The sequence below is a fragment of the Vibrio mimicus CAIM 602 genome, from assembly GCF_000338875.1.
Taxonomy (GTDB): Bacteria; Pseudomonadota; Gammaproteobacteria; order Enterobacterales; family Vibrionaceae; genus Vibrio; species Vibrio mimicus.
This window is the reverse complement of record NZ_AOMO01000024.1, coordinates 95,520-110,378: the sequence shown is the minus strand read 5'-3', so window position 1 is coordinate 110,378 and position 14,859 is coordinate 95,520. Positions and strand designations below refer to the sequence as shown.

Sequence of the window (14,859 nt, the reverse complement as noted above, 5' to 3'; positions counted from 1 at the left end):
GGTAAGTAAGATATCGGCAAGTTTATCGGCCTGTTAGCTGAATTGCCAGTTTAGGTATGTACGCCCAATAGGTCTGCTGTCCATTTAACAGCTTCAATGTAACATTCTGTTGGAGCTTCACTCGGTAGGTTAAGCGATTGAGCCAATGTAATCACTTGTCCCCAATCCGCCATTTCATAGGCTTTATTTAGCTCCAATATTTGCCCAAGAATGCCTTTCCCTTCGGTTAAAGCAAACTTTACTTCCTCTTCGATGGGCATTTCTTTCACTATGGCATCTAGAGGTTGGTCAAGGAGACTATCTAGCAATGAAAACATCCCCGTCAGAAACCCTGTTCCAGGAGAGATTTGTGTTGAAACTCGCTCACTGAGCATTTCGCAGAAACGAGCACGAAGTATGGCAAGGTTATACAGATAATCGGGTTTGGAGTCTTGTGTTGACGCAATCGCGACCAAAGAAATAAATTTTCTTAATTTCTGCTGACCTAGGTAAACCAAAGCTTGTCGAAATGACTGAATTTTGGAACTCACGGTTGCTGATGAGTTGACATAAGTCAGTAATTTATAAGAAAGAGAGATATCTTTGGCAACAATAGCTTCGATTTCACGATAATCGACTTCTGGCTTCGCGACCTCTTTGAGCAGACTGACAATGGTAAGAAAAGAGGGTTGTAAAGCTTTACGTTGGATAATCTCTGGTTTACTAAAGAAATAGCCTTGGAAATAGTGGAAGCCTGCTTGTTTAGCAAGTTCAAATTCTTCATAGGTTTCGACTTTTTCCGCCAGAAACTCAATTTTTGTAGAACGTAGCTTATTAATAAACAGCTTAGCTTTTGGAATGGGCACTAGGCGAATATCAAACTTGATAATGGATATGAAAGGCAGAAAAGCTTTCCATTCATTGCTCGGTATAAAGTCATCCAGAGCAATTTTGTAGCCAAGTAGAGCCATTTTTTTTTATAGCTTCAAGTAGTTCACTTGTTGGAGGACAATCCTCCAAAATCTCTACGACTAAACTTTTAACCGGGAATAACGTCGGCACCATGTTGATTAGGCTTTGATATGGAAAGTTCACGAATCCCAGATGATTGCCAAGAGTGCTGTAATGAGCTGTTAAAAAATGATCAGAGAGCAAGCGGCTAGTGGCTTGCTCAGGATCGATATCAGGGAAAGTATTCTTAGGCCCATCACGAAATAGCAGTTCATAACCGATGGTGCTTTTCTCACGGTCTAAAATGGGTTGTCTCGCTACGTATGAGTACTTCAAAGGTTGCCTTTCCTTGGTTTCTATCTTTTTTGTTAGTATTTCGGCATTATACTTTGACGCTGTTCAGGTAAAAACATCTTTATTAATGTGTTATGAGTCATTACTAACTTAGTGGTTTCGACTGTAATGAGTAACCTGTTAGTTTAGAATAGACCAACACTGAACTTTGGTTATACCAATCCCCCAAAACAATTCTAGTTTTTAGATTGCTGTCATTGAGCGAGATTTGATGAATTGCAGGTCGATGAGTATGACCATGGATCATCAAATCAACCTGATGGCGCTGCATTACATCGACGACTTCACTCGGCGTAACATCCATAATCATCATGGATTTGTGTTGTTTTTCACCTCTAATATCTGATTGTATTTTTCTCACAATACGTCGTCTAAGCGCAAATGGTAGGAGTGAAAACAGACATTGCAGCCACGGTTGATGGACTTTCTTTCTGAAGGCAAGGTATTGCGTATCTTGAGTGCAGAGGGTATCCCCGTGCAGGATAACGGCTTTCCTCCCATATAAGTCAATCACAGCTTCATCTGGCAATAGATGGAACCCCGTTTCTTTAGCAAATTTCTTTCCTATCAAAAAATCGCGGTTTCCTTTGGTGAAATAACACACAACGCCTTTTTGGCTTAATTGATAGAACTCTGCTTTTATTTGCTGAGCGAATGGGGTTGGGTCGTCATCGCCAATCCAGAAATCGAACAGGTCACCCAGAACATAAAGAGCATCGGCTTTTGGCGCTTCTTCACGCATAAACTGGATAAAACTAGCAGTAATCTCTGGTTGATTGGGGGACAGATGGAGATCAGAAATAAATAATGTATGCATCTTTCACAACAAAAGGAGCGCCTGAGCGCTCCTAATCAATTTAAGCTTCGATGGTGGTGCTGGTAATCACCACTTCGTCTAGTGGCACATCTTGATGCATGCCGTAAGAACCAGTGCTAACACCTTTGATTTTGTTGACGATATCCATACCTTCAACCACTTCACCAAATACACAATAACCCCAACCGTCACGGCTTTCTGAACGAAAATCTAGGAAAGTGTTGTTATTCACGTTAATGAAGAATTGCGAACTGGCAGAGTGAGGATCCATAGTACGCGCCATCGCAATGGTACCTACTTTATTGCTAAGACCGTTGTTCGCTTCATTGCGGATTGGATCGCGAGTTTCTTTCTCACGCAGTCCTGAAGTCATACCGCCACCTTGAATCATGAAACCGTCAATGACACGGTGGAAAAGAGTGTTGTCGTAGAAACCTTCACGGCAATATTGCTCAAAGTTTGCGCTAGTTACAGGCGCTTTTTCAAAATTGAGCTGAATTTTGATGTCACCAAAATTGGTATGCAGGGTGATCATGAGTTTTACCTTCGCATTTATCAATGGAGAGCAAGAGTTTAGCCTAACTTTTTCTGCATTCAAAACATCAAATGGATGACCTGACAATCTTTGAGTTGTTATACTGTCCACCGTTTATAATTTTGATGGTAATCAGATAGAGATCATGTTGAAGATTTATAACTCACTCACAAGACAGAAAGAGGAATTTAAACCAATCGTTGCCGGCAAAGTGGGCATGTATGTGTGTGGAGTCACCATTTATGATCTCTGTCATATCGGGCATGGACGGACATTTGTTTCTTTTGATGTCGTAGCGCGTTATCTTCGCTACCTCGGTTATGATTTAACCTTTGTTCGTAACATCACCGACATCGATGACAAGATCATCAAACGTGCTGCAGAAAATGCAGAGACTTGTGAATCATTGACCGAACGTTTGATTCAGGAAATGTATGCCGATTTTGATGCACTAAACATCAAAAGACCGGATGTCGAGCCACGTGCGACTGCTTACATCGAAGAAATCATTGCTTTGGTGCAACGACTGATTGAACGTGGTTTTGCGTATGTGGCAGACAATGGCGACGTGATGTTTGAAGTTGGCAAATACGATGAATACGGCAAGCTTTCGAAGCAAGACCTAGAACAGCTTCAAGCTGGTGCGCGTGTTGATGTAGAAGCCGCTAAGCGCAGCCCACTGGACTTCGTGTTGTGGAAAATGTCTAAGCCAGGTGAACCAACATGGGAATCGCCATGGGGACCTGGTCGTCCGGGCTGGCATATCGAATGTTCAGCGATGAACTCATCCATCTTGGGTAATCATTTCGATATTCACGGTGGTGGTTCGGATCTGCAATTCCCTCACCATGAAAACGAAATCGCACAATCTTGCTGCGCTCATGATACTCAATACGTCAACACATGGATGCACAGTGGCATGGTGATGGTGGATAAAGAGAAAATGTCTAAATCGCTAGGCAACTTCTTCACTATTCGCGATGTGCTTGGTCATTATGATGCTGAAACTGTTCGCTATTTCTTGATGTCAGGTCATTACAGAAGCCAACTGAACTACAGTGAAGAAAACCTCAACCAAGCACGTGCTTCGTTAGAGCGCCTCTACAACGCGTTGCGTGGACTAGATCGCAGTGTGCCTGCAGCAGGAGGTGAAGAGTACCTAAGTCGCTTCACAGCAGCGATGAATGATGACTTCAACACACCAGAAGCATACTCAGTACTGTTTGATATGGCGCGTGAGATTAACCGACTTAAAAGTGAAGATTTGACCAATGCCAGTGCTTTGGGCAGTTTGATGCGCGAGTTGGCTGATGTGATCGGTATTCTTTACCAAGAGCCAGAGACTTTCTTCCAAGGCAGTGCTGAAGATGAAGAAGCGGAGCAAATTGAAGCATTGATCAAGCTACGTAATGATTCTCGTGCTGCGAAAGACTGGGCAAATGCAGATATGGCGCGTGATAAATTGAACGAAATGGGCATTGTTCTCGAAGATAGCCCTAATGGCACAACGTGGCGTCGTAAGTAATAAGCAATAAATTAAAGGGTGGGCGAAAGCCCACTCTCTTTTTCAGACGCGCTTTCTTGGCGTAAAGATCAAATTAACAAGGCAAGATAGTTATGTCTGTCATTTTAGGGATAGATCCGGGCTCTCGCGTCACAGGATATGGAGTGATTCGCCAGCAAGGGCGACATCTTATCTATTTGGGTAGTGGCTGTATTCGTACTTCAGAGCAAGAACTACCAATCCGACTCAAACAGATCTATGCAGGGGTGAGTGAAATCATCACCCAATTTCAGCCAGATGCATTTGCGATTGAACAAGTGTTTATGGCAAAGAATGCCGATTCAGCATTAAAACTCGGTCAAGCACGTGGCAGCGCGATTGTGGCTGCAGTGAATGCCAATCTTCCTGTTTATGAGTATGCGGCAAGATTAATTAAGCAAGCTGTCGTCGGCACTGGTGCTGCTGATAAAAGCCAAGTTCAGCATATGGTACAGCAGATGCTCAAGCTGCCCGGTAAACCACAGGCGGATGCGGCGGACGCTTTAGGCGTTGCCATTTGTCATGCTAATACCAACAAAACCTTGATAGCATTGGCTGGACAGGCAACGAGTGCGCGCAAAGGCCGTTATCGTTAAGCTAAGCCTGATTATGCGAGCATTTTACTGGCTATCCATCCAGTTATTGATTATCATCCTGAGCATCTTTCTTTCCCCAATAATAAGGAAACACAAGTGATTGGACGTCTTCGCGGTACGCTGATTGAAAAATTACCACCTCAAATTTTGATTGAGATCGGTGGTATTGGCTACGAAGTACAAATGCCTATGAGCTGTATTTATGAACTGCCTAACATCGGTGAAGAGGCGATTATCTATACACACTTTGTGGTTAGGGAAGATGCCCAGTTACTGTATGGCTTCAATACAGTGAGTGAACGAGCTCTGTTTCGTGAAGTAATTAAAGCCAATGGTGTTGGCCCGAAAATGGGGCTAGCGATTCTTTCTGGCATGACGGCGAATCAGTTTGTCTTCTGTGTTGAAAAAGAAGATATATCCACACTCATCAAACTACCTGGAGTGGGTAAAAAAACCGCAGAAAGACTGGTTGTTGAAATGAAAGATCGCTTAAAAGGGTGGGGTGCTGGTGATCTCTTCACTCCTGCTACAGATGCAGCGCCTATCGACTCTGCTCCTGCGATTGCCCAAAATGCGCAAGAAGAAGCAATAAGCGCACTTCTGGCTCTGGGTTATAAACCACCACAAGCTTCCAAAGCCGTTTCACAAGTAGCGAAAGCGGGAATGAGCAGTGAAGAGTTGATCCGTGAAGCACTCAAATCTATGGTGTAAGTATCTGCCTTTATTGAAAAGCACTAGACACATACTCACTCAGTTTGTAGAGAAAATATGATAGAAGCCGATCGTTTAATTGCCCCTGTTAATCACACCTTCAAAGATGAAGAAGTGATTGATAGAGCGATTCGTCCTAAAAAACTTGCCGATTATCAAGGCCAAGATCATGTGCGTGATCAGATGGAGATTTTCATCAAAGCAGCACAGCAACGGCAGGAAGCTTTGGATCATTTGCTGATTTTTGGGCCCCCAGGGCTTGGTAAAACCACCTTAGCGAACATTGTGGCCAATGAGATGGGTGTGAATATCCGCACGACTTCTGGTCCAGTGTTAGAAAAAGCGGGGGATTTGGCTGCACTGCTGACGAACCTTGAAGAAAACGACGTCTTATTTATCGACGAAATTCATCGTTTGAGCCCAATGGTGGAAGAAGTACTCTATCCTGCGATGGAAGATTACCAACTGGATATCATGATTGGTGAAGGGCCTGCAGCACGTTCAATCAAAATCGACCTTCCTCCATTTACCTTGATTGGAGCAACAACCCGTGCAGGTTCGTTGACATCACCATTGCGTGATCGTTTTGGGATTGTGCAGCGTTTGGAGTATTACAATGTTGCTGACTTGCAGAACATTGTCCAACGCAGTGCCCATTGTCTTGGGCTTTCTATGGACAGTGACGGTGCGCTTGAAGTGGCTCGCCGTGCTCGCGGTACGCCACGGATTGCCAACCGTTTGCTACGTCGTGTAAGGGATTATGCAGAAGTCAAAGGGGATGGGCATATTTGTGCGAAAACGGCGGATAAAGCACTCGATATGCTTGATGTTGATCACCAAGGTTTCGACTATATGGATAGAAAACTTTTGCTGGCGATTATGGAAAAGTTTTCAGGTGGCCCAGTGGGGTTGGATAACCTTGCCGCTGCAATTGGTGAAGAGAAAGATACGATAGAAGATGTTCTAGAACCATTTCTCATTCAGCAAGGCTATTTACAACGAACTCCACGTGGTCGTATAGCCACAGATCGAGCATATCTGCACTTCGGTCTTGAAAAATAATGTTACAACTCTCGCCCGGCATACCGGGTGAGTCTTTCTTTTTTGATAAAGATCTCATTTCTTACATTTCTTTCCTCTTGGTAATTGTTAGCTTTTGCAGACGTTATGTTAACTCATTGGTTGTTTTCATTCGCGTCAGATTAGTTTGTTTACGAGCTAGTAACAGAAATTGCCGCTATCCTTTGATTTGGATCATTTTGTTTGTTTATTGACCAGTTTTTGGGTTTAAATCTTGATTTAGATCAAGGCGTAATTCTCCCATAAACCTTTTGAAACAAGCAGGTTTTGGCATTAGTATTAGACGCAGCTATATTAGCTATAACTTAACAATTAACTAACCATAGTGGTACATAGTTGCAACAATAAAAGTTTTTTGTAGCAAGGTTTTATAGAATTTTTAACATTGCTAGTGTTGTCCTATGTCGAACGTGTCATTCAGCCGACACAAAGGAGTTACCATGATCGATGTCGTTGATTTATCGCGGTTGCAGTTTGCGCTGACTGCGATGTATCACTTCCTGTTTGTTCCCCTCACTCTAGGGATGGCATTTTTACTTGCTATCATGGAGTCACTCTATGTCATGACCGACAAGCAGATTTACAAGGACATGACCAAATTCTGGGGTAAGTTGTTCGGGATTAACTTTGCTCTTGGTGTGGCAACAGGCCTTACCATGGAGTTCCAGTTCGGTACTAACTGGTCATACTATTCTCATTATGTAGGTGACATTTTTGGTGCTCCGTTAGCTATCGAAGCTCTGGTCGCATTCTTCCTTGAATCTACATTCGTTGGTTTATTCTTCTTCGGATGGGACAGACTCACCAAACGACAGCACTTAGTGGTGACTTGGCTGGTGGCATTAGGTTCGAATTTCTCTGCATTGTGGATTCTGGTCGCGAATGGCTGGATGCAAAACCCAGTTGGCTCAGAGTTCAACTTCGAAACCATGCGTATGGAGATGGTGAGCTTTGCAGAAGTAGTGCTTAACCCAGTTGCACAAGTGAAATTTGTTCACACTGTTGCGGCAGGCTACACAACGGGTGCAATGTTCATTCTTGGTATCAGTGCTTACTACTTATTGAAAGGCCGTGATGTTGCATTTGCGCGTCGCTCTTTCGCAATTGCTGCGTCTTTTGGTATGGCGTCAATCCTGTCTGTTATCGTATTAGGTGACGAATCAGGTTATGAACTTGGTGAAGTTCAGCGTGTTAAATTGGCAGCGATTGAATCTGAATGGCATACCCAGCCAGCACCTGCGGCATTTACTCTGTTTGGTATTCCTAATCAGGAAGAGATGCACACAGATTACGCCATTAAGATCCCATATGCTTTAGGTATTATTGCGACTCGTTCATTAGATGAACAAGTTATTGGTCTTCGCGATCTGCGTGAAGAGCACGTTGACCGCATCCGCAGTGGTATGTATGCCTATGATCTTCTTGAGCGCCTACGTGCTGGTGAAAAAACACCAGAAAACATGGCTGCATTTGATGAAGTAAAACATGATTTAGGCTACGGCTTACTTCTGAAACGTTATACCGACAAAGTGACAGATGCGACTGAAGAGCAGATCCAAGCAGCAGCGGATGATTCTATCCCAACGGTTTGGCCTCTATTCTGGTCATTCCGCGTCATGGTAGCTTGTGGCTTCATCATGCTGTTCGTATTTGGTGCGGCATTCATTCAGACTTGTCGTCAAAAAATCGAACAGAAAAAATGGGTGCTTAAAGCTGCGCTATTCAGTATTCCATTGCCTTGGATTGCTGTTGAGACAGGTTGGTTTGTTGCAGAATACGGCCGTCAACCATGGGCAGTAGGTGAGATTCTTCCAGTACATGTTGCTGCTTCTGCATTAAGTGCAGGTGAGATCATTACCTCAATGTTGGCAATTCTTGCTCTATACACGATTTTCCTGATTGCTGAAGTGTACTTGATGGTGAAATTCGCACGTAAAGGCCCTAGCAGCCTGAAAACCGGACGTTACCATTTTGAACAAGGCGAAGAGTCTGTTCAGGATCAAGTCAACCGCCAAGTTGAAGCATAAGGCAAGGAGAAACAAACATGTTTGATTACGAGATCTTACGACTCATTTGGTGGGTACTCATCGGCGTGCTCCTAGTGGGTTTTGCCATCACAGATGGCTTTGATATGGGTGTTGGCGCGTTAGTGCCTGTGATTGGTAAAACAGACACAGAACGTCGAGTCATGATCAACTCTATTGCCCCACACTGGGATGGTAACCAAGTTTGGTTAATCACTGCAGGTGGTGCACTGTTTGCTGCTTGGCCATTGGTTTATGCGACATCATTTTCTGGATTCTATCTAGCGATGATCGTAACACTTGCTGCATTATGGCTACGTCCACTTGGCTTGGATTATCGTTCTAAGATAGAAAGCACTAAATGGCGCAATAACTGGGATTTGGCGATTTCAGCTTCTGGCTTTATTCCGCCAATTATCTTTGGTGTGGCATTCGGTAACTTACTGCAAGGTGTACCATTCCAACTGAGCGATTTCTTGATGCCGACTTATCATGGCTCGTTCTTTGGTTTGCTTAATCCATTTGCCCTGTTGTGTGGCTTAGTTAGCCTGTTTATGACCTTGCTACAAGGTTCAGCATGGCTACAAATGAAAACCACAGCAAACGTACATCAACGTGCGCGCAATGTATCTCAGCTGGCTGGTTTGCTAACAGTGGCGTGTTTCGTTGCTGCAGGTTTCTGGATTCAACATATCGATGGCTACATGGTTGTGGGTGCTATTGATGGTAATGCAGCTTCAAACCCGTTGAACAAAGAAGTCGTTCGCGAGGCTGGTGCTTGGCTACGTAACTTTGAACAAGTTCCTGTGTTATGGCTAGCTCCTGCACTTGGTGTATTCATGCCTCTGCTTGCTGCGTTTGCATCACGCTTTGATAAAGGTGGCCTAGCATTCTTAACCTCAAGTCTGGGTAACGCAGGTGTTATCTTTACGGCGGGTTTTGCTATGTTCCCATTTGTTATGCCATCAAGTTTGAATCCAGCACATAGTTTGACTATGTGGGATGCCACATCAAGCAAATTGACACTTGAGCTGATGACAATGGTTGCAGTCGTCATGGTTCCAATCATCTTGGGTTACACCATTTGGAGTTACTACAAAATGTTTGGTCGTCTTGATGATAAATTCATCGAAGATAACAAGAATTCACTGTACTAAGGAGTTGATATTATGTGGTATTTTGCATGGATTCTTGGCGTATTGCTCGCCTGTGCATTCGGTATCATTAATGCTCTTTGGTTAGAGCATAGCGAAATGATGGATAAAGATAGTGAGTAATTGGTCTGAAAAGATCGCTCTCTGTCACCAAGCTATCGATAAGGCCTTTTTTAAGGCCTTATCTTTACTCCTAGGATTCTATAATGCCGCTATGGTGATGTGGGATCCGAATAGTTACGCTGACAGAATTGGCGGTTTTAATGCTCTTATTGCCCCGCTAATGATCTGGGCCATTTGTTCCAGTATGGTGTTTGGCATTGGTTTCAAACCACGTTACTGGCTGTGGCAAATTATTTTTAGCCCATACATATCGCTCGCGATATTAAGCTATATTACAGCGGTTCAATTTTTAAACTAACTTGCTGCACCTTTAATCAGATTGGCGCTGTCTCTTTGAGACCGCGCCAATTTTTTATCATTAGGTAAGAAAACTTTGCACGCCCTTGTACTATCGTCAGAGAGTTGCGCTATAGTAGCAGCCATTCCTTGGTATATGAGACTTTTATCAAAACCATGAACACTTTTCGTTGGCCAGTCACGGTGTATTACGAAGATACTGACGCTGGTGGAGTGGTTTATCACGCAAACTACCTAAAATTCTTTGAAAGAGCCCGTACTGAAATGCTCCGAGCTGTTGGCATGAACCAACAGGCTTTGTTGGAACAAGGTACTGGTTTTGTGGTCAGACACATGGAGATCGATTTTCTGAAAGGGGCAAAATTAGATGACCACCTTGAGGTAATCACCACCGTGTCCGAATTAAGAAAAGCTTCTTTAACTTTCTGTCAGGAACTCGTTAATCCTGAGGGTATGTTGTTGTCTAAAGCAACGGTTAAGGTAGCATGTATTGACAATGAGAATATGAGGCCAAAGGCTTTGCCTCAACTAATCAGTTTGGAGTTAAACTGCAGTGACTGCTGATATTTCATTTCTTGACCTTTTTTTACAAGCTAGTTTTCTAGTAAAAATGGTAATGCTGACCCTTTTGGGTATGTCTGTTGCCTCATGGGCGGCAATTATCAAACGCAGTAAAGTGATTTCTGCAGCTGAGAAAGAAGCGGATACTTTTGAAGACCGCTTCTGGTCTGGCATCGATCTCGGTGCGCTATATCAAGATGTCAAAAAACGTAAAGATGATATCTATGGTATTGAGGAAATCTTTTATGCGGGCTTTACCGAATTTGCTCGTTTACGCAAAACTAACCCAAGTGCACCGGACTTTGTTATGGAAGGAACAGGGCGAGCGATGCGAGTGGCTGTAGCCCGTGAAGTGGATTCGCTAGAAACCAGTTTGCCTTTCTTGGCTACCGTTGGTTCGATCAGTCCATACATCGGTCTGTTTGGTACGGTATGGGGTATCATGCATGCCTTTATCGCACTTGGTGAAGTCAAACAAGCAACGTTGGCTATGGTGGCACCAGGCATTGCGGAAGCTTTGATTGCAACTGCGATTGGCCTATTTGCTGCGATTCCAGCAGTAATGGCTTATAACCGTCTCAGCAATAAAGTGAGTAAACTTGAACACAACTACGCCACTTTCTCAGAAGAATTCCATACAATCCTACATCGTCAAGCGATGGCTGGCAGAGAATAATTATGGCTGGATACCAACCTAAAAAGCGTGAGATGACTGCCGAAATTAACGTCGTGCCTTATATCGACGTTATGTTGGTGCTTTTAATCATCTTCATGGTGACTTCGCCTTTTGTTACTCAAGGTGTTGATGTTGAGTTGCCAAAAACACATTCAGCTAAATCAGCCCAAGAAATGGCAGATGAGAGTGATTCTAGCTTTATCATTGTTGAGATTGATAAAGAGGGTAATCTTGGGTTGAGTGTTAATGATGAGGAAGTCCAACGTGGCTTATCACTCGAAGATGTGATTGTTCGAGTGAAGGCAGAATTGTCTCTTAAACCTAATTCACCTGTTGCAGTGGGTGGCGATGCAGCCACACCTTACGCAGAGATTGTTTTGGTATTGGACGAGTTGGGTCAAGCTGGTATTCCTAAAGTAGGGCTACTCACGGACCTTAAGTAATAGGTTTAATACTGAGCATGAAAGAGAATAAGTCCAGAAAAAGTAATGATGCTAAATCGATAACTGTTTCGCTGGCGATGCACGGTGCGTTAGTGGCGATTTTGCTCTGGGGAGCTGATTTCACTATGTCTGATCCTGAACCGACAGGGCAGATGATTGAAGCAGTAGTAATTGATCCTCAGTTAGTTCGTCAACAAGCCCAGCAGATTCGTAGCCAGCGTGAAGAGGCTGCGAAGAAAGAGCAAGAGCGATTAGATAAATTACGCCGTGAAAGCGAGCAGCTAGAGAAAAATCGGCAAGCGGAAGAAGAACGTATCCGCGAGTTGAAAGAGCAGCAAGCGAAAGAAGCAAAAGCAGCTCGAGAAGCAGAAAAGCTACGAGAGCAAAAGGAACAAGAACGTTTAGCGGCAGAGCAGAAAGCACGTGAAGAAAAAGAGCGTGCAGCAAAAGCAGAAGCCGAACGTAAAGTGAAGGAAGAAGCGGCTAAAAAAGCTGAACAAGAACGTGTAGCTAAGGAAGCGGCGGCAGCGAAAGCGGAACAACAGCGCATTGAGCGTGAAAAAGAAGCCAAGCTAGCCGAAGAAAAAGCCAAACGTGAAAAAGAAATTGCAGCGAAAGCAGAGCAAGATCGTTTAGCAAAAGAGAAGGCTGCGAAAGAAGCGGTCGAGAAAGCGAAGAAAGAAAAAGAGAAAGCAGCCAAAGCGGAAGCCGATCGCAAAGCACAAGAAGCCGCATTGAATGACATCTTTGGCAGCTTAAGTGAAGAAAGTCAGCAAAATAATTCGGCACGTCAACAGTTTGTTACTTCGGAAGTAGGGCGCTATGGTGCCATCTACACCCAGCTCATCCGACAAAACCTGTTAGTGGAAGACAGTTTTCGTGGAAAGCAGTGTAGGGTAAACCTAAAGCTTATCCCTACTGGGACTGGCGCATTGCTGGGTAGCTTAACCGTTTTGGATGGTGACAGTCGTTTATGCGCAGCAACCAAACGCGCAGTCGCCCAAGTGAATAGTTTTCCATTACCGAAAGATCAGCCTGACGTAGTGGAAAAACTGAAAAATATTAATTTAACCGTAGCACCTGAATAAGGAAGGGAAGGCTTGTGTTTAAGCGATTGATTTTTGTTTTGATGCTCATCGGCACTGGTTTTACCAATGTAGCGAATGCTGCATTGGAGCTAGTGATCACTGACGGTATTGATTCGGCACGTCCGATTGCCATTATCCCTTTCAAATGGGAAGGTGGCACCAAGTTACCTGAAGATGTTTCTGCGGTCATTGCCTCTGATCTACAACGCAGTGGTAAGTTTAGCCCTGTCCCAACGAGTAAAATGCCGCAAACACCATACAGTGAAGAGCAAGTTAATTTTGGTAAATGGACATCACTCGGTGTTGATTCGTTATTGACCGGTACCATCACACAAAATGCAGAAGGTAGCTATGTCATTAGCTATCAACTGGTTGATATTGTGCGTGGTCAACTGACTCAAGGGCAGAGCAAAGCACTATCACCAGATGGCCAATTAGTTCTTTCTAAAGATCACGTCTTGTTCAACAAGGTAGCGACAGTTCCACCTTCTCGGATGCGCGAATACGCGCACCGCATTGCGGACTTGGTTTATGAAGAGCTGACTGGTGAACGTGGTGCCTTTTTAACGCGCATTGCCTATGTTGTGGTCAATGACAAGGATCCTTATCCTTATCAACTGAGAATTGCGGACTATGATGGATATAACGAACGCTTAGTACTTCGTTCAAAACAGCCGCTCATGTCGCCTGCTTGGTCGCCAGATGGACAAACACTTGCCTACGTCAGTTTTCAAAACGGGCAAGCCGAAATCTTCATGATGAACATCTACACCGGGCAACGTGACAAGCTGACTTCATTCCCACGTCATAATGGTGCGCCCAGATTCTCACCAGATGGTAAAACGCTAGCACTGGTTTTATCAAAAACTGGTAATCTACAGGTCTACACAATGGACCTGGCGACGCGTCGCTTAAAAGAAGTGACCAGTGGCCGCTCCAATAACACCGAGCCCTTCTGGCATCCAGATGGTAAATCATTAATTTTCACCTCAGATCGGGGTGGTAAACCACAGATTTATCAAGTAAATTTATCCGACGGTGCAACCAAGCGTTTAACTTGGCAAGGTAGCCAAAATCTTGGTGGCCAAATTACGCCGGATGGTAAATTCTTGGTGATGGTGAATCGTAGTGATTCTGGCTTCAATCTCGCGAAGTTAGATTTAGAAACAGGGGCAATGCAGATTCTGACAAAAACTTTGTTGGATGAGTCCCCAAGTATTGCGCCGAATGGTGGTATGGTGATTTATAGCTCCATCTACAATAAGGCCAACGTCTTGTCGATGGTTTCCATTGATGGACGATTTAAAGCAAGATTACCGGCAACCAATGGACGAGTTCGTGCTCCAGCCTGGTCACCGTTTTTATAACAAGTAACTATTTAATAGAAAGGAATAAGAAATGCAACTTAACAAAGTTCTTAAAGGGCTACTGATTGCGCTACCAGTTTTAGCAGTTACTGCTTGTAGTTCAAGCGATGACGCTGCAAATGCATCAGGTTCTCAAACTAACCAATCAGCAGTTTCTACTGTTGATTCAAACGGTCTGAATGCACAAGGTCAACTGACTGAGCAAGAACTGAAAGAGCAAGCTCTGCGTGAAAACCAAACTATCTACTTCGCATTCGACAACGCAACTATCGCAAGCGACTACGAAGCAATGCTAGCTGCACACGCGGCTTACCTGGTGAAAAACCCAAGCCTGAAAGTGACTATCGAAGGTCACGCTGATGAGCGCGGTACTCCAGAATACAACATCGCACTGGGCGAGCGTCGTGCTCAAGCTGTTGCAAAATACCTAGAAGCTCTGGGTGTTCAAGCTGGCCAAGTTTCTATCGTTAGCTACGGTGAAGAGAAGCCACTAGTACTAGGTCAATCAGAAGATGCGTACGCGAAAAACCGTCGTGCGGTTCTGGTTTACTAATTGAGGT

16 protein-coding genes and 1 pseudogene are annotated in these 14,859 nt (G+C 44.1%); 14 read left to right on the top strand and 3 right to left on the bottom strand.

Going from position 1 to position 14,859, the window contains the following annotated elements:
- Window positions 1-50 precede the first annotated feature (50 nt).
- The 3 genes and pseudogenes from D908_RS0119055 to D908_RS13605 all read right to left on the bottom strand — a co-directional run bounded on the left by D908_RS0119055 (window position 51) and on the right by D908_RS13605 (window position 2,636).
- Window positions 51-1,266: pseudogene (locus D908_RS0119055) on the bottom strand (EAL and HDOD domain-containing protein).
- 103 nt (window positions 1,267-1,369) lie between these two features.
- Window positions 1,370-2,101, bottom strand: a complete 732-nt coding sequence (gene lpxH / locus D908_RS13600) for a UDP-2,3-diacylglucosamine diphosphatase (RefSeq protein WP_005523440.1) — start codon at window positions 2,099-2,101, stop codon at window positions 1,370-1,372.
- Between the two features lie 40 nt (window positions 2,102-2,141).
- The gene (locus D908_RS13605; protein WP_000631300.1) at window positions 2,142-2,636 is read right to left on the bottom strand and encodes a peptidylprolyl isomerase; all 495 of its coding nucleotides are present in this window, start codon (window positions 2,634-2,636) and stop codon (window positions 2,142-2,144) included.
- A 145-nt stretch (window positions 2,637-2,781) separates the two neighbouring features.
- On the opposite strand from D908_RS13605, the gene cysS reads away from it, so the two are divergent.
- From cysS to pal, 14 genes are all read left to right on the top strand, one after another.
- A complete protein-coding gene (gene cysS / locus D908_RS13610; protein ID WP_005523439.1) occupies window positions 2,782-4,161 on the top strand; it encodes a cysteine--tRNA ligase in 1,380 nt (459 codons plus the stop codon).
- 92 nt (window positions 4,162-4,253) lie between these two features.
- Window positions 4,254-4,775 carry a crossover junction endodeoxyribonuclease RuvC gene (ruvC, locus tag D908_RS13615; protein ID WP_000111364.1) on the top strand — a complete coding sequence of 174 codons (522 nt, stop codon included), beginning with the start codon at window positions 4,254-4,256 and terminating at the stop codon, window positions 4,773-4,775.
- Between the two features lie 96 nt (window positions 4,776-4,871).
- Window positions 4,872-5,486, top strand: coding sequence for a Holliday junction branch migration protein RuvA (ruvA, locus tag D908_RS13620; protein WP_000580353.1), 615 nt, complete (start codon window positions 4,872-4,874; stop codon window positions 5,484-5,486).
- A 57-nt stretch (window positions 5,487-5,543) separates the two neighbouring features.
- The gene (gene ruvB / locus D908_RS13625) at window positions 5,544-6,548 is read left to right on the top strand and encodes a Holliday junction branch migration DNA helicase RuvB (protein WP_000568497.1); all 1,005 of its coding nucleotides are present in this window, start codon (window positions 5,544-5,546) and stop codon (window positions 6,546-6,548) included.
- 458 nt (window positions 6,549-7,006) lie between these two features.
- Window positions 7,007-8,593 carry a cytochrome ubiquinol oxidase subunit I gene (cydA, locus tag D908_RS13630; RefSeq protein WP_005523438.1) on the top strand — a complete coding sequence of 529 codons (1,587 nt, stop codon included), beginning with the start codon at window positions 7,007-7,009 and terminating at the stop codon, window positions 8,591-8,593.
- Window positions 8,594-8,610: 17 nt separating this feature from the next.
- Window positions 8,611-9,747, top strand: a complete 1,137-nt coding sequence (gene cydB / locus D908_RS13635) for a cytochrome d ubiquinol oxidase subunit II (RefSeq protein ID WP_005523437.1) — start codon at window positions 8,611-8,613, stop codon at window positions 9,745-9,747.
- Between the two features lie 12 nt (window positions 9,748-9,759).
- The gene (cydX, locus tag D908_RS13640) at window positions 9,760-9,867 is read left to right on the top strand and encodes a cytochrome bd-I oxidase subunit CydX (RefSeq protein WP_000270284.1); all 108 of its coding nucleotides are present in this window, start codon (window positions 9,760-9,762) and stop codon (window positions 9,865-9,867) included.
- Window positions 9,860-10,165 carry a cyd operon protein YbgE gene (ybgE, locus tag D908_RS13645; protein WP_000073626.1) on the top strand — a complete coding sequence of 102 codons (306 nt, stop codon included), beginning with the start codon at window positions 9,860-9,862 and terminating at the stop codon, window positions 10,163-10,165. Before cydX ends, ybgE begins: the two co-directional genes overlap by 8 nt.
- Before the next feature lie 155 nt (window positions 10,166-10,320).
- A complete protein-coding gene (ybgC, locus tag D908_RS13650) occupies window positions 10,321-10,728 on the top strand; it encodes a tol-pal system-associated acyl-CoA thioesterase (protein ID WP_032467543.1) in 408 nt (135 codons plus the stop codon).
- Window positions 10,718-11,401, top strand: coding sequence for a protein TolQ (gene tolQ, locus D908_RS13655; protein ID WP_000123077.1), 684 nt, complete (start codon window positions 10,718-10,720; stop codon window positions 11,399-11,401). Before ybgC ends, tolQ begins: the two co-directional genes overlap by 11 nt.
- Window positions 11,402-11,403: 2 nt before the next feature.
- Window positions 11,404-11,844 carry a protein TolR gene (tolR, locus tag D908_RS13660; RefSeq protein ID WP_005523435.1) on the top strand — a complete coding sequence of 147 codons (441 nt, stop codon included), beginning with the start codon at window positions 11,404-11,406 and terminating at the stop codon, window positions 11,842-11,844.
- A 17-nt stretch (window positions 11,845-11,861) separates the two neighbouring features.
- Window positions 11,862-12,932 (top strand): cell envelope integrity protein TolA, encoded by a 1,071-nt coding sequence (gene tolA / locus D908_RS13665; protein ID WP_005523434.1) that lies wholly within the window; start codon window positions 11,862-11,864, stop codon window positions 12,930-12,932.
- A 14-nt stretch (window positions 12,933-12,946) separates the two neighbouring features.
- Window positions 12,947-14,299 carry a Tol-Pal system beta propeller repeat protein TolB gene (gene tolB / locus D908_RS13670; RefSeq protein WP_000476462.1) on the top strand — a complete coding sequence of 451 codons (1,353 nt, stop codon included), beginning with the start codon at window positions 12,947-12,949 and terminating at the stop codon, window positions 14,297-14,299.
- A gap of 31 nt (window positions 14,300-14,330) precedes the next feature.
- Complete coding sequence (gene pal, locus D908_RS13675) at window positions 14,331-14,852, top strand: peptidoglycan-associated lipoprotein Pal (RefSeq protein ID WP_005523433.1); 522 nt, start codon at window positions 14,331-14,333, stop codon at window positions 14,850-14,852.
- Window positions 14,853-14,859: the final 7 nt, after the last annotated feature.

Coding starts and splice junctions, on each gene's coding strand:
- lpxH (WP_005523440.1), bottom strand. CDS start 2,101: ATGCATACATTATTTATTTCTGATCTCCATCTGTCCCCCAATCAACCA.
- D908_RS13605 (WP_000631300.1), bottom strand. CDS start 2,636: ATGATCACCCTGCATACCAATTTTGGTGACATCAAAATTCAGCTCAAT.
- cysS (WP_005523439.1), top strand. CDS start 2,782: ATGTTGAAGATTTATAACTCACTCACAAGACAGAAAGAGGAATTTAAA.
- ruvC (WP_000111364.1), top strand. CDS start 4,254: ATGTCTGTCATTTTAGGGATAGATCCGGGCTCTCGCGTCACAGGATAT.
- ruvB (WP_000568497.1), top strand. CDS start 5,544: ATGATAGAAGCCGATCGTTTAATTGCCCCTGTTAATCACACCTTCAAA.
- cydA (WP_005523438.1), top strand. CDS start 7,007: ATGATCGATGTCGTTGATTTATCGCGGTTGCAGTTTGCGCTGACTGCG.
- cydB (WP_005523437.1), top strand. CDS start 8,611: ATGTTTGATTACGAGATCTTACGACTCATTTGGTGGGTACTCATCGGC.
- cydX (WP_000270284.1), top strand. CDS start 9,760: ATGTGGTATTTTGCATGGATTCTTGGCGTATTGCTCGCCTGTGCATTC.
- ybgC (WP_032467543.1), top strand. CDS start 10,321: ATGAACACTTTTCGTTGGCCAGTCACGGTGTATTACGAAGATACTGAC.
- tolR (WP_005523435.1), top strand. CDS start 11,404: ATGGCTGGATACCAACCTAAAAAGCGTGAGATGACTGCCGAAATTAAC.
- tolA (WP_005523434.1), top strand. CDS start 11,862: ATGAAAGAGAATAAGTCCAGAAAAAGTAATGATGCTAAATCGATAACT.
- pal (WP_005523433.1), top strand. CDS start 14,331: ATGCAACTTAACAAAGTTCTTAAAGGGCTACTGATTGCGCTACCAGTT.